Below are 23,266 nucleotides of genomic sequence, written 5' to 3' on the forward strand. Positions count from 1 at the left end.
GGTTGCAATCGTGTAGTGGCCGTCTCGTTCTATCGCGAATTTTTTTCTCACTTTCATCTAGCCTTCTCCATTCCTTGTTATCTTAAGACGGCCACTTTTGCGAACATCACCGGCTGCCTGACACATCCCCCCTTCGCCGTGGCCGGCGTCTTCGTGCATCTCTTTTTTTTCGCCTTGCAAGGAACGAATATGGCGCAGCGAGAGGACAGGCCATTGAAGGGAATCTGGCTTGAATTGCAAACCATTGCGGCACGCGGCCGAGAGGTTTGGCGGCTGGTTTCCGTACGCCATCGCTGGGCCTTGGGGGTGGCGGTCCTGGTCATGGGATTCGGCAGCGCAGCCAGCACCGCAATCCCTTTGCTCCTGGGAACGGTGGTCAACTCCGTCAATCAACAGATCCATCAACACGTCGGCAAGGCGGCCGTCACGCGAGTCGCCCTGTTCTACCTGGCGTTGATTGGTGGCTTCTACCTGATGAGAGAGGGGCTGAACGTGCTCCGCCGTTTCTTGGTGGAGAACGCCTGCACTCGGATCGATCGTGATATGTGTGTCCGTCTTGTTGCTCACCTGATGAAGGTGGAGCTCTCTGCCCTGTCGCACGAACAGGTGGGCGCCCTCCACGGTCGAATCACGAGGAGCGTCGACGGCTTCGTGCGGTTTCTCCGCCTGAGTTTCCTCGACTTCATCCCGGCAATCTTGACGGGGGGGTTCGCGATTGCCGCCACCCTGTCCAGGCAGCCCGGCATCGCGCTGGCGATGGCGGGGGTCATCCCGATTTCGATTTCGCTCACGATTTGGCAGCTCATGACCCAGAAGGGGGTCCGGCTCGACCTCCTCCGCACTCGTGAAGCGATGGATGGGACGGTCGTCGAGCAGCTCTCGGGAATCGACTACATCCGCGCGGCCAACACTCACCGCCAGGAGGTGCTCCGTGTCGAGCGGACGGCCGAGCGGCGGCGGGGGAAGGAGATTCGCCATCACTTCGAGATGTCACTCTTCGGTTGCGGCAAGGCGCTGAACGAAGGGCTCTTTCACTTGCTCGTCATCGCCTTCGCGATCTATCTCTTCCTCAACGGTCAGATTCAGAATGGCGACATTCTCACCTTCTCGGTCCTTTTTCTCAGCGTGATGACCCCTTTGAACGAGGTCCATCGGTTTGTGGATGAGGCCCATGAGTGCAGTCTCAAGGTTGGTGACCTGATCGATATCCTCACGGAGCCAGCCGATCGCTCGTTCCAGCCGGCGCCTGCCGGAGAGCCGTCACTCGTCCTCGGGGAACCGGTCTTCGTCACCGATGACCTGCACGTCGATTACCGCGCGGCTGACGGCCGGCCGAGGCGGGCCCTCAACGGGGTCTCGATGACGATTCGCCATGGCGAGACGATCGGGGTGGCCGGGCGTTCCGGAGGCGGCAAGTCGACCTGGTTGCGGGTGATGGTGCGTTTGACCCACCCGAGTGCCGGTCGAGCCATGCTGGGGGGAATTCCCCTCGAATCGGTCTCTCGCGAGGCGATCGGCGACCTCATCGGTTATGTCGGGCAGAACCCGTTCGTCTTCTCCGGCACGATCGCCGAGAATATCGCCTACGGCCAGAAGGACGTCACCCGCCAGCAGGTTGAGGATGCGGCTCACCTGGCCTGCCTTCATGACGAGATCATGGCCATGCACGGTGGCTATGACGCCCTGGTTGCAGAGCGCGGCCAGAATCTCTCCGGTGGCCAGCGACAGCGGCTCGCCCTGGCACGCGTCTTCTTGAAGAACCCCCCGATCCTGATCCTCGACGAGGGGACTTCCGCCCTCGACAACATCAGCGAGCGCCTCGTGCAGCAGGCGATCACCGCAGCCCGCGTCGATCGGACCGTGATCCTTGTCGCCCATCGGTTGACCACCCTCCGCGACGCCAACCGGATCCTCGTCTTCAAAGACGGTCAGATCGCGGAGACAGGCGCGTACAACGAGCTGGTCTGCCGTGGCGGTGTGTTCGCCGAACTGGTGCAATCCGCCTCGGAGGACTCGCCGGCCAACACGAATCTCGAGCTTCTCTTCGATCGCGTGGAGAACCGCAAGAAGATTGCCTGAACAAGAAGCGGGCGAGCGAAAAAAAAGAAAATCAGGCAGTGAACAGCCGCGCGATCGGCGCACCTTCGCAGAGCTTGATGGGGCGGCCGAGTCGGTCGTGGAGTTCGGTCGCGGGGTCGATCCCGAGCGCCTGGTAGATGGTGGCGGCGAGGTCGGCCGGCGAATGGGCCTGGCTTGCGGGGTAGGCACCCATCTTGTCTGACTGTCCGATCACTTGCCCTCCGCGCACCCCGCCCCCGGCGAGGGCCACCGAGAAGACCTTCGCCCAGTGGTCGCGGCCGTCGCGTCCGTTGGCGTTTCCCGTGCTCTGGCCGATGCGCGGAGTCCTGCCGAACTCTCCCGCGACGACGACCAGTGTTTCGTCGAGCATGCCGGTCGTGGCCAGGTCTTCGAGGAGCGTCGCGACGCCGCGATCGGTGGGGGGAAGCAGCCGTTCTTTGAGAGTCTTGAAGTTATTGGAGTGGGTGTCCCAGGTTTGCACCCGGCCCATGTTGACCTGGACGAGGGGGACCCCGGCCTGGACCAGCCTGCGGGCGAGCAAGAGTGACTGGCCGTACATGTGGCGGCCGTAACGGTCGCGCATCCGAGGGTCTTCGCGTTCCAACTCAAAGGCGCGGGCGACCTTGCCGGAGAGAATCAAGGAGTAGGCCAGTTCGCGCTGGGCGTCGAATGGATCCTTCGCTGGTGACGAAGACGAAGTCGCCCCGAGCCGATCGCGCTGCGCAGCGATCTCCTCAAAGAGCTCGCGCCGTCGCTGGAGTCGTTCGACGCCGAAGCCCGAGGGCATCGCCAGGCTCTCGACGCGAAAGTCGCGAGAGTTGGGGTCTTGCTTGATTTGCCAGGGGTCGTGCTTCGGCCCCAGGAACCCGGCGTGCTGTCCTGGCCAGGTCAGCGGGCCCTCCATCAGGTAGGTAGGGAGCATCACGCCACTGGGGACGCCGTCGCTGCGGGGGCGGATGGCGTCGACCGCCGAGGCGTAGCAGGGGTAGTCGTCGCGTGAGGCGATTTTATCGAAGAAAGCGCCTGGCTGAGAGTGGCCTGTGAGCACCTGGTGGGTGCCGTTCAGGTGGTTCGTCTGGCCGTGCGAGATCGTGCGGACGATCGCCAACTTCCCGGCCTGTTCCGCGAGTCGGGGTAGGTGTTCACAGATCCGGATCCCCGGGACTGCGGTTTCGATCGGTTGGAATTCGCCGCGGATGCCGTCGGGAGCGTCGGGCTTCATGTCGAGGCTGTCGATGTGGCTGAGCCCGCCGGTCAGGAAGACCAGGATGACCGACTTGGCCCGTGGTCGGGACGAGGCGCGGGAGTCGAGCTTACTGTTACTGGCCGCCGCTTGTCCTGCCAGGAGTCCGGGGAGGCCCATTCCAAGGACGCCCGAGAATCCGACCTGAAGGAATTCACGCCGGAGAATCCCACTGCCGTGCCATGGATTTTCTGGAGCCATTGCTGACCTCGGACGTATCGGTCACTGGGTTGGTCCGACAGATTTCAGAGAGCCCACACGATTATCCTACCACCGAGATCGTGATTCGTCTCTGGTGTGGTGCGGTTCGGTGCTCCCAGAGATAGATTCCTTGCCAGGTCCCCAGGTCGCATCGGGAACGGGCCACCGGAATTGTGATCGAGGACTGAGTTAGGATCGACCGGATGTGCGCGGGCATGTCGTCGTCCCCTTCGTCTACGTGAACGAAAATGGGGTCGCCATCAGGGACCAACCGGGCGAAGTACCGCTCCAGGTCAACTCGAACGCTGGGGTCGGCGTTCTCACAGACGATCAGCGAGGCGCTGGTGTGGTGGACGAAGACCGTGCAGAGCCCTCGTTCGATCGCTGCGTTCCCCACCACTTGCTGGATCTGCCGGGTGATCTCGTAAGTGCCGCGTCCCCGAGTGGCCAGGGTCAGACTCTCTGCGTGGAACATGCGTATCTCCTTCGCGGAGAGTCTAATCGGAAACGGGAGAGCCTGGGAATGCCGAAGATGATCGGTGAGCGGGGCAGCGGGTCGGCCTGCAATGAAACGAGGCGGCGGTTTTCCGTTGGCATATGCGGAATCAAAAGAAATCCGGATCGGTAGAGCGGCACGAAGGGGAGCGGAGCGCTGCGCGGTATATCGCGGAACGTGGGGAAGGGCCCAGGGAGATGTTCGACCCCTCGACGCATCTCGGAGGAAGCGGGAGCGGGGACAGGAAGCGGCGGGGCTTGGTGTGGGCTGGTCGTGCGTTCCGGGTCGGGTGGGGAACCTCCGGTCGGGGCGGATTGTCCGGCCTGATAGAGCTTCAGTAACGATCGATACTGGTCGGCGATGGTGCCCGGAAGACCACGACTCCGAGCCAAGGCCAGTTTCTGAAATGGGATGGCCTGGTCGAATTCGCGACATTCCGCATGGGCTGCGGCCAGGTTTTTGAGCTGAACGGGGTCTTCCCAGGCCGTCAGTTCGCAGGCTCGCTTGGCGTGCTTGATGGCCAACAAACCGTTTCTGATCCCGCTGTCGGGGGCGGTTGCGAGGAGCCAGGAGAGGTTGCCGAGAGCGCCGGCAAGAGACTCGTCGATCCCCACGGCTGCGGTGAAGTCATCGAGCGCGGCACGGAACTCCCGGCGGTTGAAGTGGGCGACGCCTCGAGTATTGAAGGCGTGAGCATCCCTGGCATCAAGCTCGATCGCTTTGGTGGAGTCGGCAATGGCGCCTCCCTCATCACCCAGGTAGGCGAGGGCCGCTCCTCGTAGGCGGTAGGCGACGGCATCGCTGGGCGCAAGGCGAATCGCCTGGTTGCAGTCGGCCACCACATCAGGGTATGCCTCCCACCTGGCGGAGGCCTCGGCTCTGCGCGTGTAGGCGGCCGCGAGGTCCGGCCTGAGTCGGATGGCCTCGCCGAGTCGGACTAGCGCCTCGGGAATCGCGTTCCGGTTGAGGTTGGCCGTTCCGGCCTGCATGAGCGCCCTGTATTGGGGATCTTCGAGGGGGGGATTCTCGACCGGTCGCTCGGCCGGGAGAGACGAAGGCACGGAACTGCTGCCCGAGGTCACCGGCCGCTGAGTTGTCGTGGCGGTTGGGCCGTGGGATGAGAACCAGGTCGTGGCCGCGCCGGCGAGCATGCCGAGGCCGATCATCACGACGAAGGCCAACGAGGAATGTGCCAGTGATAGCGCCCCGCCGGTTTTCGGGGCTTTGAATGTCGTGATGGATGTCGGTTCGGGGTGGGCGGGCGTATGGTGAGCATCGAAGCGAGCGAGCGCCGCCGCACAGTCAGCGGGGGTCGCGTAGCGCTGGGCGGGGTTGTCGGCCATCATCGTCCCCACGATCAGGGCGAGCTTGGCGGGAAGCGGTGTCGCCAACTCCTCGTCATTGGGCGGATGCTCTGCCTCGTCGTCGCCTTGGGTACGTCGGCCGGACACCATGAGCAGGAGCACGCGACCGAGGCCAGCGAGGGCCGACTGGGCGTCCTCACGAAGGGCTTCGGCGTCGCGCGTCGTTTCGTCCTGTCCCGCTGCGCCCGGTTCGAGTAAGGAGCCGAGATCGAATTCCCCCAGGCCACGGGCACTCGGACCGAGCCGACCTCGGCAGGTGCCCAACAGTTTGACCGTGTCCCCTCGATCCGTGACGATGAAGTCGGACGCGGTAATCTCGCAAGGGACCAGCCGATGCTCGTAGGTGTGTTGCAGTGCGCGTGCCGCCTGCTCGGCATAGCGACACGCCTGCAACGGCTCCAAGGGGCCGTGGAACTCCAGGAAGGTGAGTAGGTCGATCCCCTCCACCAATTCCATGACCAGGTAGTGGACCCCGCCTGACGTGCCGTCATCAAGGACGGAGACGAGATGGGGGTGGTGCAGTCGTGCCGCGGCCTCCGCTTCGCGGTGGAACCGGTGGGCCTCCGTTGAGTCGGCCCGCGGTTGCCGATCGGGAGGAAAGGTCTTGATCGCGACCACTTGGTTTGTTGACTCGTGCCGCGCCCGGAAGACTGGCCCGCGCGCTCCCGTCCCCAGGGGTTCGAGCAGGCGATAGGGCCCGACCGCTAACTCGGCTCCGCGTCCCGCCAGGCATTCGGCGGCCTGAAAGGCGGTGAGCACTCCTCGTCGGACCAGGTCGGCCGCGACTGCGGGAGTCGAAACGGTCCACCCACAATCGCCGACCGCCAGTTCTTTGAGCTGGGCAGGCTCGACCAGGCGGCCCTGCCAGAGGGAATCGAGCAGGTTGTCGACCGAATCCGAATTCATGGGGTGAATTCCCTCGCCCCTGAGAGGACGGCGGAATCGCTCCGCCGGGCTTGGAGGGGCGTTCGGATCGGGATTGGTGCAAACACCGGCGTTCCCTCTTCCCTTTGGAGTCGCTTACCGGGCGGGCGTGAGCCGCTTCCCTATCTGGCTCCTCAAGCAACGATAGGTCACCGATCCGCCGGATCGAATTCGGCCGATCCGGAAAAAAACTTGTCTTGTGCCGACAATTTGTCGGAGATGCTTGCGATATTGTCCCGACCTGTTAATTGAAGAAAATGGCGCAATGAGCGAAACACTGGAAACGGATGCGCTTTGGGTCGTCATCCCGTGGCGCTTCGAGTTGACGCGTTGCTTACCGGGGGTTGGCCATGCTCATGAGTGGTTTGTCGGGCAATGAAATCTTCTGCCTGACGCGCAAAGGTTGGAGTCCGGGCAACATCGTCGTGGGCAATAGCGTCTACTCGCTGGGCTTGGTCCGTGGGATCACGAGCAGTCTCAAGACGCTGGCCGGCGGCGAGGTTGTCAGCGTGACCCAACTCATCGCCGACGGCCGGCATGCGGCGATCGGCCGGCTCGAGAACGAGGCCACCCAGCATGGCGCCCACGGCTTGACCGGCGTGGCCTCGGAGCTCAAGCCCGTCGGCAACATGATCGAGTTCTTGGCGATCGGATCGGCGATCCACGGCGATGACTATTCGGGGCCTTTCTTCTCCACGGCTTGCTCGGGGCAAGACCTCTACTGCCAGCTCGACTCGGGCTACGAGCCGAGACACTTCGTCATCGGGAACGTGGCGTATGCCTTGGGTGTGGGCCGGGGAATCACCGGCAGCCTCAAGATGATCGCACGCCGTGGCGAGATCAAAGAGTTTTCGGATATGTATAACCACACAAGGCACCTCGCGCTCGAGCGGCTCGAGAACGAAGCCGCCGAGCGTGGCTGCAACGCCGTGGTCGACATCATCACGCGGATCCTCCCGTTCGGCGTCGGAGTGCGAGAGATGCTGCTCGTCGGCACCGGCTCGTACAACCCCGTGTTGGGCCAGCCGAAGCGTCCGGTGACTTCGGAGTTGACTGGCGAGGAGCTCTGGAACCTGACCCAGATGGGCTATGCACCACTCCGCCTGGTTCTCGGTACGTCGGTCTACTCGTTGGGCCTTCTCGGCGGTCTCTCGGCATTCTTTCAATCGTTCGGTCGCGGCGAGATCAGCGAGGTGACGCAACTGATTTATGACGCACGCGAGAATTGCCTCGAGCACATCCGCGCCGAGGCTGAGGAACTCAAGGCCGACGGGGTCATCGGGATCAAGGTCTTCATCTATGAACTGGGTGGCGGCCTGGTCGAAGTCATGGCCATCGGGACCGCCATCCGCAAGCATTCCGGCGTCCGGACCCAGACCGAACAGCTGCTCCCTCAAGCGATCATCCGCGACCGCGACACATTTTTTGACCTTGCGCCCCAGATGCAGGGAATGCGTAACCGCGAGCTTGAGCGGAAGTGATCGTTGTTGAATCCGTGAGCAAAGTTTGCGTATGGGTTATGCTGCAAGGGGCCGTACATGTGATTTTGCCCGGCCACCATAGCATCGGAGATGATTTGCAGACATTTATTCTGAAATGGATCGGGATATGAGTCTAGCTGAGAAGAGTCGCACGGCCGGCCAAGCCGTGTCGTGCGACGGATTTTTGATTGAGTCGAGAGGCCGAAGGGTGTGTCGGGTGGTCACCGCCCACCAACTTCTTCGCTTGAGACGCCGTTGAGTTTAGCAATCGCTTGTACGGTCCGTAAGTCGTCTCTCAGACGAGGTCCGAATCAGGTCGCGGCTTGCCCACCTCCCGCCAGCGCGTGGCGACGGTGGCGACGAGGGGCCCCATTTTCGGGTGTTCCGGTTCGAGGTCGACGGTGAGGCCCAACTCGCGGATCGTCTCGGTTGTGGTTGGGCCAATTGAGCCGACCACGGTCCGGTCCGTTAACGCCGTGCGGAGTTCGGTCTCTCGTCCCATCGCGGCGGCGACCTCGAGCATATGGACGACTTGCTGGGCCGAGGTGAACAGGACCGCGCCGATCCGGCCGGTTGCGATTGCCTCGATTGCCTCGCGCAGTGGCTCGGTGTTCTCAGGGAGCGCCCAGCGATAGACCGGCACCCGGGTGACGGTTGCGCCTCGCTGTTCGAGCCCTTCGATCAGCTCGGAGTTTGCTTTGCCGTACTCCTGAACGGCGACCCGCAAGCCGGTGACTGGCAGGTTCGCGTCGAGGGCGGCGAGTAACTCGCGCCAGGTGTTCGGCTCGGGGGCCTGGAGGTCGATCCGCACCTTCAACTCGCGGAGCGCAACGAGCGGCTTGGGACCGCGGATGACGATCTTTGCCCGGGCCAGAGCCCCTGTCCAGGTTTCGCGGGGAATCTGAGTCTCGATGGCCTGGGCGAGGAAGCGGGTGCCGACGCCGGTCAGGAAGATGACCATGTCGAAGTCGCCGGCGATCAGCCGGTTGGCGAATTCGAAGACTGCGGGGTTGTCGCCGATCGGCACCTCGCGGAGGGCGGGTGCCGCGATGGGCACGCCCCCTTGGCGGGTGATCAACTCGGCCATCGGCCCGGCCTGGCGGCTCTCGAAGGTGACGACGCGAAGGCCGTCGAAGGCGGAGGAAGCGGCAGAACTCATCGCGGCAGTGATCCTCGGATCGATTCGGGGCTCGGAGCTTGGGGGTGAAGTGGGTCCGCAGGTTGACCCGGAAGGTCGGGCTCGGTTGGCTGCTCGGAACTCGCCGCTTTGCGGGCGTCCGCGGCGATCTGGAACGAGCGCAGCCGCGCCTGGTGGTCGAAGATCTGGCCGGTCAGCATCAGTTCATCCGCGCCCGTTGCGTCGATCAGAGACTCCAGCCCTCGCTGCACGGTTGCGGGTGAGCCGACAACGGAGACCCGTGTCATCCGATCGACGTGCGGCCGTTCGGCGGGATTCCAATGGCCGTCCATCCGATCGACCGGCGGCGGCAGTGGGCCCGGGTGGCCGCGGATCAGGTTGAGGAACGCCTGCTGGAGTGAGGTGAACAGGCGGTGGGCCTCTTTGTCCGTCTCGGCCGCGAACAGGTTCACACCGATCATCACGTGTGGCTTATCGAGCCATTCGGACGGCTTGAAATGGGTGCGGTAGAGGTCGAGGGCCGCGAACAGGTAGTCGGGGGCGAAGTGGGAGGCGAAGGCGAAGGGCAGGCCGAGCTCGGCGGCCAGGCGGGCGCTGAAGTCGCTCGAGCCGAGCAGCCAGATCGGCACGTTGAGCCCCTCACCGGGAACCGCCCGGACCGCTTGGCCGGGGACCGCGGCGCGGAAGTAGGACAGCAACTCCATCAGGTCTTGTGGGAACGTGTCGCCGCTACTCCCCAGCTTTCGGCGCAAGGCCTGGGCGGTTCGCTGGTCCCCCCCTGGGGCACGGCCCAGGCCCAGGTCGATCCGGCATTGGTAGAGTGACTCGAGGGTGCCGAACTGTTCGGCGATGATCAGCGGGGCGTGGTTCGGCAGCATGATACCGCCGGCACCGACGCGGATCCGAGTCGTTCCACCGGCGATGTAGCCGATCACGACCGCCGTCGCCGCGCTGGCGATGCCTGAGATGTTGTGGTGCTCGGCCACCCAGTAGCGTTTGTAATCCCACTCCTCCGCATGGCGGGCCAGGTCCAGCGTGTTCCGGAAGGCGTCGCTGGCCGTCCCCCCTTGCACGATCGGGGCGAGGTCAAGGACGGAGAGGGGTGTGGATGCCAGACGCTGACTCATGCCAAGACCTCTGCGAGTGCTGGGTAGTCGGTATACCCCTTCGGGCCGGGGGTATAGAACGTCGACGGGTCCGGCTCGTTGAGCGGAAGGCCCAACTTGAACCGGCGCGGGAGGTCGGGGTTGGCGAGGAATTGCACGCCAAAGGCGACGGCGTCGGCCTCCTCGCTCTCGATTAGGTGTTCGGCCGTCTCTTTCGTGAACCGCTCGTTGGCGATGTATACGCCGCCGAACGCCTTTTTCAAGCGAGGGCCAAGGCGGTCGGGCCCGAGGGCTTCGCGGACACAGAGAAACGCGATCTGGCGCTGGCCGAGTTCGCGCGCGACGTGACCGAAGGTCGCCGCCCGGTCCGAATCGCCCATGGAGTGGGAGTCGCCTCTTGGCGAGAGGTGCACGCCCACCCGATGGCGTCCCCAGACGCCGATGGCGGCATCCGTCACCTGTAGCAAGAACCGGGCGCGGTTGCCGACCGAGCCGCCGTAGGTGTCCGTCCGGTGATTGGTGCTGTCTTGAAGGAACTGATCCGGCAGATAGCCGTTGGCACCATGAATCTCAACCCCGTCGAACCCGGCGGCCTGGGCATTGGCCGCCCCTTTGCGATAGGCGTCGATGATTCCGGGGATCTCGTTCGTCTCCAAGGCGCGGGGCGTCTCGTAGGGACTTGGGGGGCGGAGCCGGGTCAAGGATCCGTCCGGCCGGATCGCGCTCGGGGCGACCGGGAGTTCGCCGTTCAGATAGACCGGGTGCGAGATCCGTCCGACGTGCCAGAGCTGGAGGAAGATGTGACCGCCTCGGGCGTGAACGGCCTGGGTGACCTTTTTCCAGCCCTCGACCTGCTCCTGGGACCAGATGCCGGGGGTGTCGGGGTAGCCGACCCCCATCGGCGTGATCGCGGTCGCCTCGGACAGAATGAGCCCTGCCGAGGCGCGCTGGGCGTAGTACTCGACCATGAGTTCGTTGGGCACTCGCTCATCGCCGTAGGCGCGGGAGCGAGTCAAAGGCGCCATGAAGATCCGGTTCGGAAGCTGCAAGTCGCCGACGGTGATGGGATCGAATAATCCAGGCATCGAAAAACCCTCATCGCAAGGGTGTGCCGATCGAGGTCGTTCCGATGCTTATGCAGCGAATCACGTACCAGGGGATCGAGCCGACCTTTTATGATCTCGAGGCGTTCCCGATTGCTCCGTCCTTTTCGATGACGATCGAACCGAGAACATCCTAGGGGGACGCCGTCCCCAAGGCAACTCCGGCCTTCGACGGTTGCTTATGCTCTGGCCGATCCGTCGAGCGGGCGCTTACTCCGCGACCCCGTCGGTCTCGATCGCCGCGGCAATGGCTCGGAGTCGCTTGATTGTCTCGGCCAGCCCATTGCGTCGCCCGGTCGTCAGGTTCGATTCCAGGCCCCCGCGCGCCAGGAATGAAGCCAGGTCGAACGCGAGCACCTCCCCTGCCCTGTGTCCGGAGAAAAGCTCTTGGAGCACGGCGAGCAGACCTCGGACGACTTCGCTATTGCTGTCGACCAGGAACTCGATCACGTCCTTCGTGCCTGGCCTGGCACGTGCGGCGACGTAGACGGTGCTCTGGCAGCCGCGGACCCGGTTGTCTTCGGTTCGTAGCGTCTCGGGCAAGGGGGCGGTCCGCCGGCCCAGCTCGATCAGGAACTCGTACCGTTCCCCCCAGCCGTCGAGGCTGTCGAGCTCGTCTAGCATGGCTTCCGCAGTTTGCTCGATGGTTCGTGCGGTGGGACCGGGGTAGATCGCCTCAGGCTCGGTGTCGTCTTGCCCTGGCGAGCGTCCGGAGTCGCTTCGGGTGGCTGGTGGCACGCCGACGACGGACCGCAACGCGGCGGCGAACTGTTCCACCTCGTCGGTTGTGTTGTACAAAGCGAATGAGGCACGGACGGTGCCGGCGACTCCGAGCCGTCCCATCAAGGGCTGGCAACAGTGATTCCCCGCCCGGACGGCGATGCCCTCGGCGTCGAGCCGCGTCCCCACGTCGAGGGCCGACATCGGCGGCTGATCCACCACGAACGAGACGACTCCGGCCCGTTGCGCAGGCTCGCCCACGATTCGGACACCGGGAATCTCGTTGAGCCGTTGAACGGCCAGGCCCAGGAGCTGCGCCTCGTGGTCGGCGATCCGGTCTCGCCCGACGCTTTCGAGGAACTCGAGGGCCGCCGCCAGCCCGACCGCTCCGGCCACGTTCGGCGTGCCGGCCTCGAATCGGTAGGGCGGGTCGCCGAAGGTGGTCCGGTCGAAGCCGACGGTGTGGACCATGTCGCCGCCGAACTGCCAAGGGGGCATCGACTCCAGCAGGCCGAGCCGGCCGTAGAGTACTCCGACGCCCATCGGCCCGTAAATCTTGTGCCCGGAGAAGGCATAGAAGTCGCAGCCCAGTTCCTGGACGTCGACGCCGGCGTGAGGCAGCCCCTGGGCACCATCAATGAACACGGGGATGCCCCGCCGGTGAGCTGCCTCGACCACCGCCTTGACCGGGTTGACCGTCCCCAAGGCGTTGGAAACATGGGCGACGGCCACGAGCTTGGTCCGGGGCGTGAGCATCGCGTCGAGCGCCTCGAGTTGGAGCTCACCCCGCTCGTTGATCGGCAAGGCTCGCAGCCGCGCGCCTTTCTCCAGGCAGAGCTGCTGCCAGGGGACGAAGTTGGCATGGTGCTCCAACTCGGTGATCAGCACCTCGTCACCCTGACCGACGTTCTGGCGGCCGAACGTCTGGGCCAGGAGGTTGGCCGCTTCGGTAGTCCCACGGACGAAGATGATCTCCTCGGCCCGGCGGGCGTTGAGGAATCGGCGCGTCGTTTCGCGGGCCCGCTCGTAGGCTGCGGTGGCGCGGTCGCTCAGGGCATGGGCGCCCCGGTGGACGTTCGCGTTGTCGGCCTCGTAGTACTGGACGATTGCATCAATCACCGGGCGTGGCTTCTGCGTGCTCGCGGCGTTATCCAGGTAGATCAGCGGCTTGCCGTGAATCTCTTGGCCGAGCGCGGGGAAGAGGCTGCGGACGCGGGCGAGGTTCGTTGCCCCCCGCGCGTCGGTTCGACTTGCGTTGCGTGGGTTCGGCCGGGTGGGGGCAAGGCTCATCGTGGGTTCGCTCCATTCTCGGTCGAGACTGCGCGGGGAGTTGGCCCTGACGGGGTCCCTGGCAATTCTGTGTGTGGCCCTCCCGTCTCAACGACAACCGAGGGGGTTGGGGTTGTGTTGACGGTGAGGCGGAAGATGTCGGGCCGGGCGTAATGGCCGACGACGTCGAGGTCAAATTTGCCGCGTGCGATCTCGTCCAGGTCCAGGTCGGCCGTGAGGATGCCGGGCTCATCGTAAAGGGGGCCGGCCAGGACCTGGCCCAAGGGGTCGATGATGCAGCTCCCCCCCTGTGACATGACCGTTTGTGGGTCATCCCCTTGGTCGGCCGGATAGTCGTCCGGGTAGTCGGAGCGGAGGGCGAACTGGTTACACGAGAGGACGAAGCAGCGGCCTTCCAGGGCGATATGTCGTGCCGTGGCTTGCCAGGTCTCTCGGTTGTCGGCGGTCGGTGCGCAGTAGAGCTGGACCCCTTGGGAGTACAGGTGCATCCGCAACAGGGGCATATAATTTTCCCAGCAGATCGCCGCCCCGAGTCGGCCGATTGACGTATCCAGCACGGGCATCGTCGAGCCGTCGCCGAAGCCCCAGACGAGCCGCTCGGCGGCCGTGGGCATGAGCTTGCGATGCTTGCCCAGCAAGCGTCCGTCCGGGGCGAAGAAGAGGACTGAGCAATAGAGTGTCCCCCCTTCTCGCTCCACGACGCCGATGACCAGGTGGGCATTGGCTTTCCGTGCGGAATCGCCCAGGGCCGCCGTGGCCGGCCCTGGAACGTCGACAGCGCTTTCCCAGTAGCGGCGAAACTGGTCGCGGCCTTCGGCGGTCCGGGAACCGATGCGGCTGCCGAAGTCCAGCCCACGCGGGTAGCCGGAGACGAACGCTTCGGGGAAAACGATGAGCTGAGCACCGAGACCGGCCGCCTCGGTTGCGAGTAAGCGGACCCGTTCCAGTGATCGGTCGCGGTCGAAGGCGACGGAGGCCGCCTGGACGACGGCGGCTCGAACGATTGCCATTTGGGGTCTGTTCGCTTCCCTTGGTTTTGCCGCTTTGGGAGACCTTTACGTTGAGGACGCCGCTCCGAGTCCTTTATCTTCCTCAATCGAGGCCTCGCGGCGGAAGGCGAAAACCGGCGGCTTCGGTGGCTCTTTTGCCGTATGCCCTGGTCGGCATTCTGTCGTCCTGCCGGATCAGGCAGGCTGTAAGGTCTTTGGGGCCGGGAAATTAGCGCCGCGGATTTTCCTTCGCGTTCTTGTGCTTGTTGGGAAAGAGGAACCACCCGCGACCGAGGATCCCAACGGCGAGCAAGCACCAGCCGAAGAGGAATAAGACGAACAGGAGTCCGCCGAGATAAGCCAGGTAATTCATGGTTTTTGACTCGATTCGCGGTTCGGCGCCATCAATTCCGGCAACACCTTTTGGAGCCGGAATGGCCTCCCCGCACTCCGAAACGGCCGGGGGAACTGTCAGTCGCCCGCGCCGTCGGGGTCGAAGTAACGGTCGAAGTGAATGAAGAGGATCCGGGAGTAGCGAAACACGGCCGGGGCGAGTGGCAGGAAGCAGACCCAGACCACCAGGGTGATCCAGTGGAGGGGCCAGTGGGGCACGAGCAGCAGTTTCCCAAGAAGGACCCCGGCCGCGATGATCGGGATCCCGAGCGCGTAGCTGAAGTACATCGCCCCGGTGAAGTAGCCGGGCCCGCGCTCAAACTTCACGTTACAGACGGGGCAGCGTTCGTTCATCCGGAAGGCCCCGTCGAAGACCCGCCCCTCCCCGCACTCCGAACAGCGTTGGTGAAGGATCGCCCAGGGGCTGAAACGGTGATTCGGCGTCGTGACCATCACTCTGTTTCTCGCTTCCACACTCAAAAAAAAGGATTCGGACGCTTCGTCGGTCGGTGAGACATTTCGTCCCTCATCCTGAACGGTCGTCGGCTCGAAGTTCGATTGCAAGGGGGCGGGTTCCCACTCCCTGGGCACCGAACAGCGGTTCGTCGTGGATCCAGAGCAAGGTTGCGTCCTCGGAGGCCGCATGGACCGTCGTCTGGCCCGAGGGCAGGACGAAAGAATCTCCGCGTTGCCACTCCCTGGCCTGATCGCCTGCGCGGCTCCGTCCCTGGCCGCGAAGGACATAGTAGAACTCCTCGCTTGCCTGGGCGTGAGTGGCCACCGGTTCCTGCGCTCGAAGGCGAATGACGTTCGTGCTCAGGGCAAGGCCGGCGGTTGCCGTAACCGGATCGTCGTGACTCCTCCCCGCGTTGAGAGGGATGACCCGTGACGGACCGGCCTCGTGCAGGCTCCAAGGGAAAACCGCGCAAGCACCAGGCGGCCTTCCTCCCACACCCAGGAGGTTGTCGACCTCCGTGGAGTTTGCCCCGGGCGCGTCGAGCCGACTGGCCAAATGATCGGACATCGCGGTCTTTTCCTCGGGACCAGGTCTGCTAAGAGGAGAAGGGGCAGCCAAATGCGTTGTCGACGGACCGAGCCTCTTCTTGATGGAGTAAGAGAAGCAGGCGTCATGCCAAGGTTTCAGATTGGTTATAACCTTTTTGTGAGTAAGTGGTTGTGGCGATTTAGCTGAAAACTTCGAATTACGAAAATGTCGAAATGCACGAGATTTCGTGATCGATTGGCGAGATTTCGTAGAATGAAGGATCAAGAGTACGACGGGTTTGCAGCCAATGGCGTTACGGCCTGAGACAGCTCCTGGGATTGGACCTTACCGACGGCTCCTGCTGGACATGGCCCAGGAGCGATCGGTCGAGGCTCTGCTGCATCTGATCGTTGATCGCCTGGCGCAGCTTCCCGATGCGGCCTTGGCCCGGATCTGGCTTTTGGAGCGGGGGGACATCTGCCCGACCTGTCCGATGGCCGCTGAATGTCCGGATCAGACCGCCTGTTTGCACCTGGTCGCGAGCGCGGGGCGCTCGCTCGAGGATGGGAGGGACTGGTCCGGTCTCGGGGGCCGGTTTCGCCGCTTTCCGATTGGCGTTTACAAGGTTGGCTTGATCGCCTCACGTGCGGAAGCGATCGAGGTCCCCGACCTTCAGGAGGATGGCAGGTGGCTGGCTGACCCGGGCTGGGCATGTCGGGAGCGGATCCGTGGGTTTGCCGGCCAGCCTTTGCTGCATCGGGGGCAAGTCCTCGGTGTCTTGGGGGTGTTTCTCCGGGCCCGCTTGGATGGCGATCTTCTCGTCTGGCTGCGGATGATCGCCGACCACGCGGCGGCTGCCATCGCGAATGCTCGGGCGTTCGAAGAGATCGAACGGCTTCGCTCACGTGTCGAGCTGGAAAACGACTACCTCCGCGCGGAGGTCAAGGCCGCCTCCTCGTTCGGGGAGATCGTCGGCGCTAGCCCGGCCTTGAGGGCGGTCCTGGAGCAGGTCGATCTGGTCGGTCCGACCGACGCTGGCGTCCTGATTCTCGGTGAGTCGGGCACAGGCAAGGAGCTGGTTGCGCGGGCGCTTCACGAACGGAGCAGACGCCGGGAAGGGCCGATGATCAAGGTCAACTGCGCCTCGGTCCCGCGCGACTTGTTTGAGAGCGAGTTCTTCGGCCATACACGGGGCTCGTTCACCGGGGCGGTGCGCGACCGTGTCGGTCGGTTCGAGCTGGCCGGCGGTGGCACGCTCTTCCTCGACGAAGTGGGTGAGATCCCGCTCGACATGCAGGGGAAGCTGCTACGAGTCATCCAGGAGCGGACGTTCGAGCGGGTCGGTGAGGAGCGATCCCGCACGGTGGATGTGCGGATCATCGCCGCGACCAACCAGAATCTGAAGGCGGAGGTGGAGGCCGGCCGGTTCCGCCAGGACCTCTATTATCGGCTCTCCGTCTTTCCGATCGTCGTTCCGCCGCTTCGGGAGCGTCTCGACGACGTGCCCGTTCTGGCCGCGCATTTCATGCGGTCGAGTTGCTGGCGCCTTGGCATTCCCGAGCGTCCGCTGGCCCCGACCCAGCTTGCCGAGCTCCAAAGCTACGCCTGGCCGGGGAACATCCGGGAACTGCAAAACGTGATCGAGCGGGCCGCGATCGCGTCACGGACGGGCTTACTTCGTCTCGAGCTGCCCGCGTCGGCGAATTCCCGAGCGCCGAAGAATCCCGGGGCCTCCACGCCGCACTCGAATCCGGACGGGGTGAGCCGCCTCCTCAGCTACGCCGAGGTCGAGTCGCTGGAACGGGAGAACCTGCTCGCGGCGCTGCGGCTCGCCCACTGGAAGGTCTCCGGTAAAGGAGGGGCCGCGGATCTGCTCGGGGTCAAGGCGACGACGCTCAGTTCGCGAATCAAGGCGATGGGAATTCAACGCCCCGGTTGAGAAGCGAATCCAAGAGACTCACCTGAATTATGGCGGTGAGCATCACATTAGTTGGTAGGACGGACGTTCAGTTGCTGGAATAGTCGCGATTCCAGAAGGCGTCCCACTGGCCTTTTTCGCTGCGGTAGAGGGCGCGGAGGTGGCAGAGGGCGTGAGCGCCGTCTTCGCCCCAACGCATTCCGGCCAGTTTCAGACGCTGCCCCACCACCGTCTTGCACGCGCTCTCGATCGCCCCGCTCCCGATACACCAGCCACGCGCCAGGTATTCGGGATAGTCCATCCGGTGCGCCTGGCGTTCAAGGTAACCGATTAACTCGGTCGCGGCTTCGCCCAGGCCAGGCCGGCGCGGCCAGTCCCATTCCCGCAGGACAGATCCCAACACCGCGCCCCCTTCCTCTTTGAGCAACTGTCGCCATCGCCGGGCTTGGTCTTCGGCTTGGTCCTCGTCCTGAGGGTGCAGCAGACGCGCCAAGCCGGTGAGCTTCTCCGCAGGGTGAAAAAAGTCAAGAATGATCACTTCCACACGCGGAAAGTTTTCACGGAGTCGATCCTCCAGGCCCGCGCCGCCGTCGGAGAGGCCGATCCAGCGATCGGCCCGGTCCATACCGACGTCTCCGGCGGGCGTGCGGAGCAAGGGACCGAACTCCTCCAAGGGATACAGGCCCGCGAGGTAACGCGCCTGCATCGGCTGCGGTTTCTCGTCGGGCCAAGGCCACTCCGGGGTGGGGTTACAGACCATCCCCACGTAGGCCATGCGGCCTTCGGCGGGTCCCCCTCCCTCCCCTTGACGCCGCACCCCAGTGGCGTCGAGTTCGACGTACGCACAACGTTGGCCTTCGTAATCCTTGTGCCAGGGCCAGTCGGCCGGGGGACCCAAGTGCGAGCCGGCCTGGACCGCCTCAGCCAGACGTTGACCGGCCTCTTCGGTGGTCCGTTCGACAGTCGATTCCGAGACCCGGACACCCCCCATCTCTTCGAGCAGTTCCGCCCCCTTCTCGAAGCTGTCGGCAACTGCCCCGGCCAAGCTCGCGACGCGTTCCAAAGCCGGCGTCAAGTCGCGGGTCGTCAGCCCCGCTTCGCGATCGAAGGGGAACAGCCCCTTGCCACAGCATCGACAGAGGTAGTAAGCCCGGCGGTAGCGGACGGCTCCCACAAGGGTGAAGGAGGTGTGCAGGCGGTGCGAATGAAACTCCGCCGTCCGGCTACAGTGGGGACAGGTTACGCTGGCTCCGTCGTATCCGTTTTTTTTCGCGTCAGGTGCTGCTCGATCGCCTTGGCGGCGATCTTGTGAGCCAGGGCCCGGATCTTGAATTCGTTGGCGCCGAAGAGGTGGGCGTCGTCGGTGATGGCAAGATTGGCCGCGAGTTCGCTGATTTCGGCATCGACGGCCTCGCGGATGGCTTGCTCGAGCCCCGCGATTTCAGCCTGTTTCTCGGGAGGCACGGGTGCGGTCGGCATGGATGGACTCCGTTTCCGAGGTCGGGTTTTCCTCAGGTACCGCCGGTTTCCCTCTTGTGTACAAAGATTCCACCAACTGTCAAGACGCTCACCGGAATTATGGCGCATTCACAGAATCTGTGAGTGTTGTCTATGCGTGTCAGCTATCATCACCGGAAAGAGTGATTGGGCCGTCTTCTCGTGGGGGCGAGTGGACTGGCATTCGGTACGAACCTCAGGCGGAATTGAGGGAAAATCCGATGGTTCGCACGATCTCGACGACCCGGACGGTGGGCGTTCTCGTCGTTGCTTTCGCATTGCCATGCGTCCTGTCAACGGCGTCGGGTGCGGAGAGGCCGGAAGGATCATCGATGGTCATCCACTATCGCCGCCCGGCTGAAGCGTGGACGGAGGCGCTGCCCATCGGCAACGGGCAACTCGGGGCGATGGTGTTCGGGGGGACGGGGTCGGAACGGATCGCGCTCAACGAGGACACAGTCTGGGCCGGTGAGCGGCGCGACCGGACCAATCCCGATGCGCTGAAGAGCTTGCCCGAAATCAGGCGCCTGCTCCGGGTTGGTAAGCCCGACGAGGCCGAGGCTCTGGCTGAGAGGACGATGATCGCCGTTCCCAAACGGTTACCCCCTTACCAACCGCTGGGTGACCTTCGAATCTTGTTCCCCGGTCACGATCAGGCTGATGACTACCGTCGCGAGCTTGATCTCGATAGCGCAATGGTGCGGGTCTCTTATCGTGTGGGTGACGCCACTTTTCGTCGCGAGGTCTTCGCGTCGGCCAAGGATCAGGTCCTTGTCGTCCGCCTCACCTGCGACCGGCCAGGCCGTCTGGCTTTCTCGGCGACCCTGGACCGCGAGCGGGATGCGAGGGCGGAAGCTGTTGCGCCCGACCGTGTGCTCCTGCGCGGCGAAGCGATTGCACGGGACGAACGCCATGAGGATGAGCGGAAGGTCGGCGTCAAGTTCTCGGCTTTCCTCCGCGTCGTGACCGAAGGAGGGCGCGTGTTCACGGAAGGAGACCGGGTCGAGGTTCGTGACGCCGACGCTGCCACGCTACGGCTGGTGGCGGCCACCGACTTTCGATCGAAGGACCCGGACGCGGCGTGCGAGCGGGCCCTGGCCGCCGCCGATCGACCCTACGAGCCGTTGCGCTCCGAGCACGAGGACGATCACCGTTCCTTCTTCCGTCGCGTCTCGTTGGAATTCGCTGCGCCGGGCGACAAGGACGATCGGGCTGCGCTGCCGACCGACGTGCGCCTCGCTCGTGTCCGCAAAGGAGAATCCGACCCTGCGCTCATCGCTCAGTACTTCCAGTTCGGTCGCTACCTGCTGATCGCGAGCAGCCGCCCCGGGACCATGCCCGCGAATTTGCAGGGGATCTGGAATGAGAGCCTGACTCCCCCTTGGGAGAGCAAGTACACAATTAATATCAATACTCAGATGAACTACTGGCCCGCCGAGGTGGCGAACCTCGCTGAGCTACACCAGCCTCTGTTCGACCTGATCGAGGCGATGCGCCCGTCGGGCCGACAGACGGCCAAGGCCCTCTACGGCGCCCGTGGTTTCATGGCGCATCACAACACCGACCTCTGGGCGCACACCGTGCCCGTCGACAAGGTCGGCTCGGGCCTTTGGCCAATGGGCGCGGCCTGGCTCAGCCTTCACCTTTGGGATCACTACGACTTCGGCCGTGATCGCGACTTCCTTGCCCAGAGAGCCTATCCGGTGATGAAGGAGGCCGCCGAATTCCTGCTCGACTACCTGGTCGACGACGGCCAAGGGCAACTGATCCCCGGGCCTTCGATTTCGCCCGAGAACCGCTACCGGACGGCCGACGGCAAGGTGGCCAAGCTCTGCATGGGGCCGACGATGGACGTGGAAATCGCCCATGCCTTGTTCGGTCGCGTGGTCGAGGCGAGCGAGTTGCTCGACCTTGACCCTGACTTCCGCAAGCGGGTGGCCGAGGCACGTCGTCGTTTGCCCTCACTCCGGATCGGCAAGCACGGCCAGTTGCAGGAATGGCTCGAGGATTACGACGAACCCGACCCCGGCCACCGGCATATCTCGCACCTCTTCGCTCTCCACCCGGGCGATCAGATCAGTCTGCGCGGCACGCCAGAGTTGGCCGTGGCGGCGCGGACGACGCTCGAACGTCGGTTGGCCCATGGCGGCGGGCGGACCGGCTGGAGCCGTGCCTGGATCATCAACTTCTGGGCACGCCTTGGAGATGGCGAACAGGCACACGAAAACGTCGTCGCACTCTTGCGCAAATCCACCTTGCCGAACCTTCTCGACACCCATCCACCCTTCCAGATCGACGGGAACTTTGGTGGGACCGCCGGCATCGCCGAGATGCTCTTGCAGAGCCACTCGGGCGAGATCAGTCTTTTGCCCACGCTGCCCCGGGCCTGGCCCACCGGCCAATTTCGTGGCTTACGGGCACGGGGGGGAGTCGATGTCGCCCTCTCTTGGCAAAACGGCCGCGCCACTTTGGCTGAGCTGACAGCCCGGGTTGCCGGCCGGCATCGCGTTCGCCCGCCGTTGGGACAGCGGATCGAGGCTGTGAATCTGGGCGATAACGCGATTGCGTTTCAAACGGCCGGGGACGGGACCATCTCTCTGGAGGTTGAGCCGGAGAAGACTTATCGGATCAGGTTCCGCTGAGGGGCGATCCGGCGCCGGTCTTCGCCCCACAGCGGACTCGGGGGCTTGGGCTCAATAGGCGTCGGAACTAACCACCTCACCGCCCGCTCTTGAACCGAGGGCCCACCATGTCTGCATGTTAATCGAGTCCTTGACGAACTTGACGCTCCCGTCGCTCATCAAGGCATTGACGCCTCCGGAGTGATAGCTCGACGAGACAACATAGTGGGCGTGTTGGGCCTGGGCGCAGCACTGGGTTCGGCAGGCGGACCACTTCACCTGGCCGCCGCCGTTGGGAGGGACGATGCTGTTGAACATCGTCAGCCCCATGGCGCCCATGCCCCAGCGGAAGCCACAGCCGGTGTTGTTCCCGCTGGTGTTGGGGGTGAAGTTCGCCGTGCACGATTTGATATCGGCCTGGATCGCGTTCATCCCCATGGATCTGGCGTCCAGTTTCCCCCCGGCCGTGCTGGTCACGCCGGCGCCGCCAGCGGCCTTACCCCGGCCGGGAACCGTGGCCGCGGGCGAGTTCACGATCAGCTCGGCGAACGCGATGGTGTTGGAGGTGCCGTCGGTGGCGTCGCGGATGCCGATGGCAGTCTGATACGCGAACATGCCATTTGAGCCTGCCGCGTTCCAAGTGTGGAACGTCGTGGTCCCGACGCAGGCGCCGTAGTTGTTGATGTAGCCGTTGGCGCCGCTCGCATTGGGGTCGGAGGGACAGAGGAAGAAATTGAGCACGGTGTTATACGCCGTGGAATTGACGTAATAGCCGAGCTTGCTGTTGATCTGGCCGGGCGCGAGACTGAAGTTACACACGTTATAGATGGAACTCTGCTCCATGTTGGAGAGCATCAACGCCTGGCCGCTCCAGCTATCCCAGGCGCCTGAGGCAAACGTGGCCGGGCCCTCGAAAGGCTGCTTCGATGAACCCATCGGAAAAACGTCGTGGGTGGAGTGGTAGTTGTGGATGGCGATGCCGATCTGCTTCAAATTGTTGACGCACTGCGCGCGGCGTGCCGCTTCACGGGCTGCCTGCACGGCCGGCAATAACAGGGCGATCAGCACGGCAATGATCGCGATGACGACCAGGAGCTCGATCAGCGTGAAACCTCGATTCGTACGCGTACGCATCGGTGTCCTCCGAAAGAATCGAATGGGATGAGGGAATGGATTTCGAATAGGCCACCAGGGGGGGAGTCGCCCCGGTACTGACAGGATCTGACCTCAAAGGAAAGGCGGAGCGAACGTGACGTTACATCTTGGGACCGGTCGGTGTTCTTCTCGCGACTGTCGGGCGATTACCGATTTTTCTTGGGCGGCGGAGCCAGAGACTCCTCCGTCGCGCCGAGATTCTGGAGCTCTTGCTTAGGGATGACCGCCTGCCCTGCCCCTGCGGAGATTGTCTCGGCCGATCCACCGCCTCCTCCTCCTGCACTGTCACACCCGACTGCCCCGGCGGTCAGGAGGACGAGGAGTACCAGGCTGCCGATTCGAACATGGATCAGGGGGGGATTGCTGCTGAGCATTGCGCCAAACTCCGGATAAAATGAGAACTTGTGGAAATTTTCAATGTTATTAGCGTTGCGATTCCTTGGTTCTGGCTGCTTTGCCCCGCACTTCCTCGGAAAATTGCGCAAGGCAAAGCCTGTTGGTACAAGGGGGATTGCGTTCCCAATCGCCGTGAGTGGAACGATGTGACTTGGGAAACCTCGCAG

Annotated in this window: 18 protein-coding genes; 4 read left to right on the forward strand and 14 right to left on the reverse strand. The window is 63.9% G+C overall.

Features of this window, described 5'->3' with window-relative positions:
* The first annotated feature begins 189 nt into the window (after positions 1-189).
* Positions 190-2,079, forward strand: coding sequence for an ABC transporter ATP-binding protein (locus SINAC_RS06150; RefSeq protein ID WP_237722458.1), 1,890 nt, complete (start codon positions 190-192; stop codon positions 2,077-2,079).
* A 31-nt stretch (positions 2,080-2,110) separates the two neighbouring features.
* On the opposite strand, the gene SINAC_RS06155 is transcribed toward SINAC_RS06150, so the two are convergent.
* The 3 genes from SINAC_RS06155 to SINAC_RS06165 form a co-directional block, all read right to left on the reverse strand.
* The gene (locus tag SINAC_RS06155) at positions 2,111-3,523 is read right to left on the reverse strand and encodes a DUF1501 domain-containing protein (protein WP_015244817.1); all 1,413 of its coding nucleotides are present in this window, start codon (positions 3,521-3,523) and stop codon (positions 2,111-2,113) included.
* A 61-nt stretch (positions 3,524-3,584) separates the two neighbouring features.
* Positions 3,585-3,998 carry a secondary thiamine-phosphate synthase enzyme YjbQ gene (locus SINAC_RS06160; RefSeq protein ID WP_015244818.1) on the reverse strand — a complete coding sequence of 138 codons (414 nt, stop codon included), beginning with the start codon at positions 3,996-3,998 and terminating at the stop codon, positions 3,585-3,587.
* Complete coding sequence (locus SINAC_RS06165; protein ID WP_015244819.1) at positions 3,977-6,289, reverse strand: protein kinase domain-containing protein; 2,313 nt, start codon at positions 6,287-6,289, stop codon at positions 3,977-3,979. The genes SINAC_RS06160 and SINAC_RS06165 overlap by 22 nt, the downstream gene beginning before the upstream one ends.
* A gap of 374 nt (positions 6,290-6,663) precedes the next feature.
* Here SINAC_RS06165 and SINAC_RS06170 point away from each other — a divergent pair, with 374 nt between their 5' ends.
* On the forward strand, positions 6,664-7,788 hold the full coding sequence (locus tag SINAC_RS06170) for a heavy metal-binding domain-containing protein (protein WP_237722457.1): 1,125 nt from the start codon (positions 6,664-6,666) through the stop codon (positions 7,786-7,788).
* Between the two features lie 295 nt (positions 7,789-8,083).
* On the opposite strand, the gene SINAC_RS06175 is transcribed toward SINAC_RS06170, so the two are convergent.
* The 8 genes from SINAC_RS06175 to SINAC_RS06205 all read right to left on the reverse strand — a co-directional run bounded on the left by SINAC_RS06175 (position 8,084) and on the right by SINAC_RS06205 (position 15,551).
* Positions 8,084-8,947 carry a uroporphyrinogen-III synthase gene (locus SINAC_RS06175; RefSeq protein ID WP_015244821.1) on the reverse strand — a complete coding sequence of 288 codons (864 nt, stop codon included), beginning with the start codon at positions 8,945-8,947 and terminating at the stop codon, positions 8,084-8,086.
* Complete coding sequence (locus SINAC_RS06180) at positions 8,944-10,053, reverse strand: LLM class flavin-dependent oxidoreductase (protein ID WP_015244822.1); 1,110 nt, start codon at positions 10,051-10,053, stop codon at positions 8,944-8,946. Before SINAC_RS06180 ends, SINAC_RS06175 begins: the two co-directional genes overlap by 4 nt.
* On the reverse strand, positions 10,050-11,117 hold the full coding sequence (locus SINAC_RS06185; RefSeq protein ID WP_015244823.1) for an alkene reductase: 1,068 nt from the start codon (positions 11,115-11,117) through the stop codon (positions 10,050-10,052). The genes SINAC_RS06180 and SINAC_RS06185 overlap by 4 nt, the downstream gene beginning before the upstream one ends.
* Before the next feature lie 228 nt (positions 11,118-11,345).
* Positions 11,346-13,145 carry a SufS family cysteine desulfurase gene (locus SINAC_RS06190; protein WP_015244825.1) on the reverse strand — a complete coding sequence of 600 codons (1,800 nt, stop codon included), beginning with the start codon at positions 13,143-13,145 and terminating at the stop codon, positions 11,346-11,348.
* Positions 13,142-14,155, reverse strand: coding sequence for a carbon-nitrogen hydrolase family protein (locus tag SINAC_RS06195; protein WP_015244826.1), 1,014 nt, complete (start codon positions 14,153-14,155; stop codon positions 13,142-13,144). Before SINAC_RS06195 ends, SINAC_RS06190 begins: the two co-directional genes overlap by 4 nt.
* Before the next feature lie 208 nt (positions 14,156-14,363).
* Positions 14,364-14,507 (reverse strand): hypothetical protein, encoded by a 144-nt coding sequence (locus SINAC_RS40500; RefSeq protein WP_015244827.1) that lies wholly within the window; start codon positions 14,505-14,507, stop codon positions 14,364-14,366.
* A gap of 98 nt (positions 14,508-14,605) precedes the next feature.
* A complete protein-coding gene (locus SINAC_RS06200; RefSeq protein WP_015244828.1) occupies positions 14,606-14,980 on the reverse strand; it encodes a DUF983 domain-containing protein in 375 nt (124 codons plus the stop codon).
* Positions 14,981-15,053: 73 nt separating this feature from the next.
* Positions 15,054-15,551: a cupin domain-containing protein gene (locus SINAC_RS06205; RefSeq protein WP_015244829.1), complete on the reverse strand. Its 498-nt coding sequence runs from the start codon at positions 15,549-15,551 to the stop codon at positions 15,054-15,056.
* A 268-nt stretch (positions 15,552-15,819) separates the two neighbouring features.
* Between SINAC_RS06205 and SINAC_RS06210 the strand changes: the two genes are divergently transcribed.
* Complete coding sequence (locus SINAC_RS06210; RefSeq protein ID WP_015244830.1) at positions 15,820-17,451, forward strand: sigma-54-dependent Fis family transcriptional regulator; 1,632 nt, start codon at positions 15,820-15,822, stop codon at positions 17,449-17,451.
* Positions 17,452-17,518: 67 nt separating this feature from the next.
* On the opposite strand, the gene SINAC_RS06215 is transcribed toward SINAC_RS06210, so the two are convergent.
* A protein-coding gene (locus SINAC_RS06215; RefSeq protein WP_086018129.1) for an ISKra4-like element ISSiac4 family transposase occupies positions 17,519-18,909 on the reverse strand; the annotation gives its coding sequence in 2 pieces (ribosomal slippage) (positions 17,519-18,702 and positions 18,702-18,909; 1,392 coding nt in all).
* A 350-nt stretch (positions 18,910-19,259) separates the two neighbouring features.
* Between SINAC_RS06215 and SINAC_RS06225 the strand changes: the two genes are divergently transcribed.
* Positions 19,260-21,569: a glycoside hydrolase family 95 protein gene (locus SINAC_RS06225; protein ID WP_020465811.1), complete on the forward strand. Its 2,310-nt coding sequence runs from the start codon at positions 19,260-19,262 to the stop codon at positions 21,567-21,569.
* Between the two features lie 51 nt (positions 21,570-21,620).
* Here the strand turns inward: SINAC_RS06225 and SINAC_RS06230 are convergent, their stop codons facing one another.
* Both SINAC_RS06230 and SINAC_RS06235 read right to left on the reverse strand, forming a co-directional pair.
* Complete coding sequence (locus tag SINAC_RS06230; protein WP_015244832.1) at positions 21,621-22,682, reverse strand: DUF1559 domain-containing protein; 1,062 nt, start codon at positions 22,680-22,682, stop codon at positions 21,621-21,623.
* A gap of 167 nt (positions 22,683-22,849) precedes the next feature.
* Entirely contained in the window at positions 22,850-23,077 is a 228-nt protein-coding gene (locus tag SINAC_RS06235) for a hypothetical protein (RefSeq protein WP_015244833.1), read from the reverse strand.
* Positions 23,078-23,266 lie beyond the last annotated feature (189 nt).

This window comes from Singulisphaera acidiphila DSM 18658 (assembly GCF_000242455.2).
Classification (GTDB): Bacteria; Planctomycetota; Planctomycetia; order Isosphaerales; family Isosphaeraceae; genus Singulisphaera; species Singulisphaera acidiphila.

Excerpts from the sequence above, each read along its gene's own strand:
- SINAC_RS06170 (WP_237722457.1), top strand. The coding sequence starts at position 6,664 with ATGAGTGGTTTGTCGGGCAATGAAATCTTCTGCCTGACGCGCAAAGGT.
- SINAC_RS06235 (WP_015244833.1), bottom strand. The coding sequence starts at position 23,077 with ATGCTCAGCAGCAATCCCCCCCTGATCCATGTTCGAATCGGCAGCCTG.
- SINAC_RS06230 (WP_015244832.1), bottom strand. The coding sequence starts at position 22,682 with ATGCGTACGCGTACGAATCGAGGTTTCACGCTGATCGAGCTCCTGGTC.
- SINAC_RS40500 (WP_015244827.1), bottom strand. The coding sequence starts at position 14,507 with ATGAATTACCTGGCTTATCTCGGCGGACTCCTGTTCGTCTTATTCCTC.
- SINAC_RS06180 (WP_015244822.1), bottom strand. The coding sequence starts at position 10,053 with ATGAGTCAGCGTCTGGCATCCACACCCCTCTCCGTCCTTGACCTCGCC.
- SINAC_RS06225 (WP_020465811.1), top strand. The coding sequence starts at position 19,260 with ATGGTCATCCACTATCGCCGCCCGGCTGAAGCGTGGACGGAGGCGCTG.
- SINAC_RS06210 (WP_015244830.1), top strand. The coding sequence starts at position 15,820 with ATGGCGTTACGGCCTGAGACAGCTCCTGGGATTGGACCTTACCGACGG.
- SINAC_RS06200 (WP_015244828.1), bottom strand. The coding sequence starts at position 14,980 with ATGGTCACGACGCCGAATCACCGTTTCAGCCCCTGGGCGATCCTTCAC.
- SINAC_RS06160 (WP_015244818.1), bottom strand. The coding sequence starts at position 3,998 with ATGTTCCACGCAGAGAGTCTGACCCTGGCCACTCGGGGACGCGGCACT.
- SINAC_RS06165 (WP_015244819.1), bottom strand. The coding sequence starts at position 6,289 with ATGAATTCGGATTCGGTCGACAACCTGCTCGATTCCCTCTGGCAGGGC.
- SINAC_RS06175 (WP_015244821.1), bottom strand. The coding sequence starts at position 8,947 with ATGAGTTCTGCCGCTTCCTCCGCCTTCGACGGCCTTCGCGTCGTCACC.
- SINAC_RS06150 (WP_237722458.1), top strand. The coding sequence starts at position 190 with ATGGCGCAGCGAGAGGACAGGCCATTGAAGGGAATCTGGCTTGAATTG.
- SINAC_RS06205 (WP_015244829.1), bottom strand. The coding sequence starts at position 15,551 with ATGTCCGATCATTTGGCCAGTCGGCTCGACGCGCCCGGGGCAAACTCC.
- SINAC_RS06185 (WP_015244823.1), bottom strand. The coding sequence starts at position 11,117 with ATGCCTGGATTATTCGATCCCATCACCGTCGGCGACTTGCAGCTTCCG.
- SINAC_RS06195 (WP_015244826.1), bottom strand. The coding sequence starts at position 14,155 with ATGGCAATCGTTCGAGCCGCCGTCGTCCAGGCGGCCTCCGTCGCCTTC.
- SINAC_RS06190 (WP_015244825.1), bottom strand. The coding sequence starts at position 13,145 with ATGAGCCTTGCCCCCACCCGGCCGAACCCACGCAACGCAAGTCGAACC.
- SINAC_RS06155 (WP_015244817.1), bottom strand. The coding sequence starts at position 3,523 with ATGGCTCCAGAAAATCCATGGCACGGCAGTGGGATTCTCCGGCGTGAA.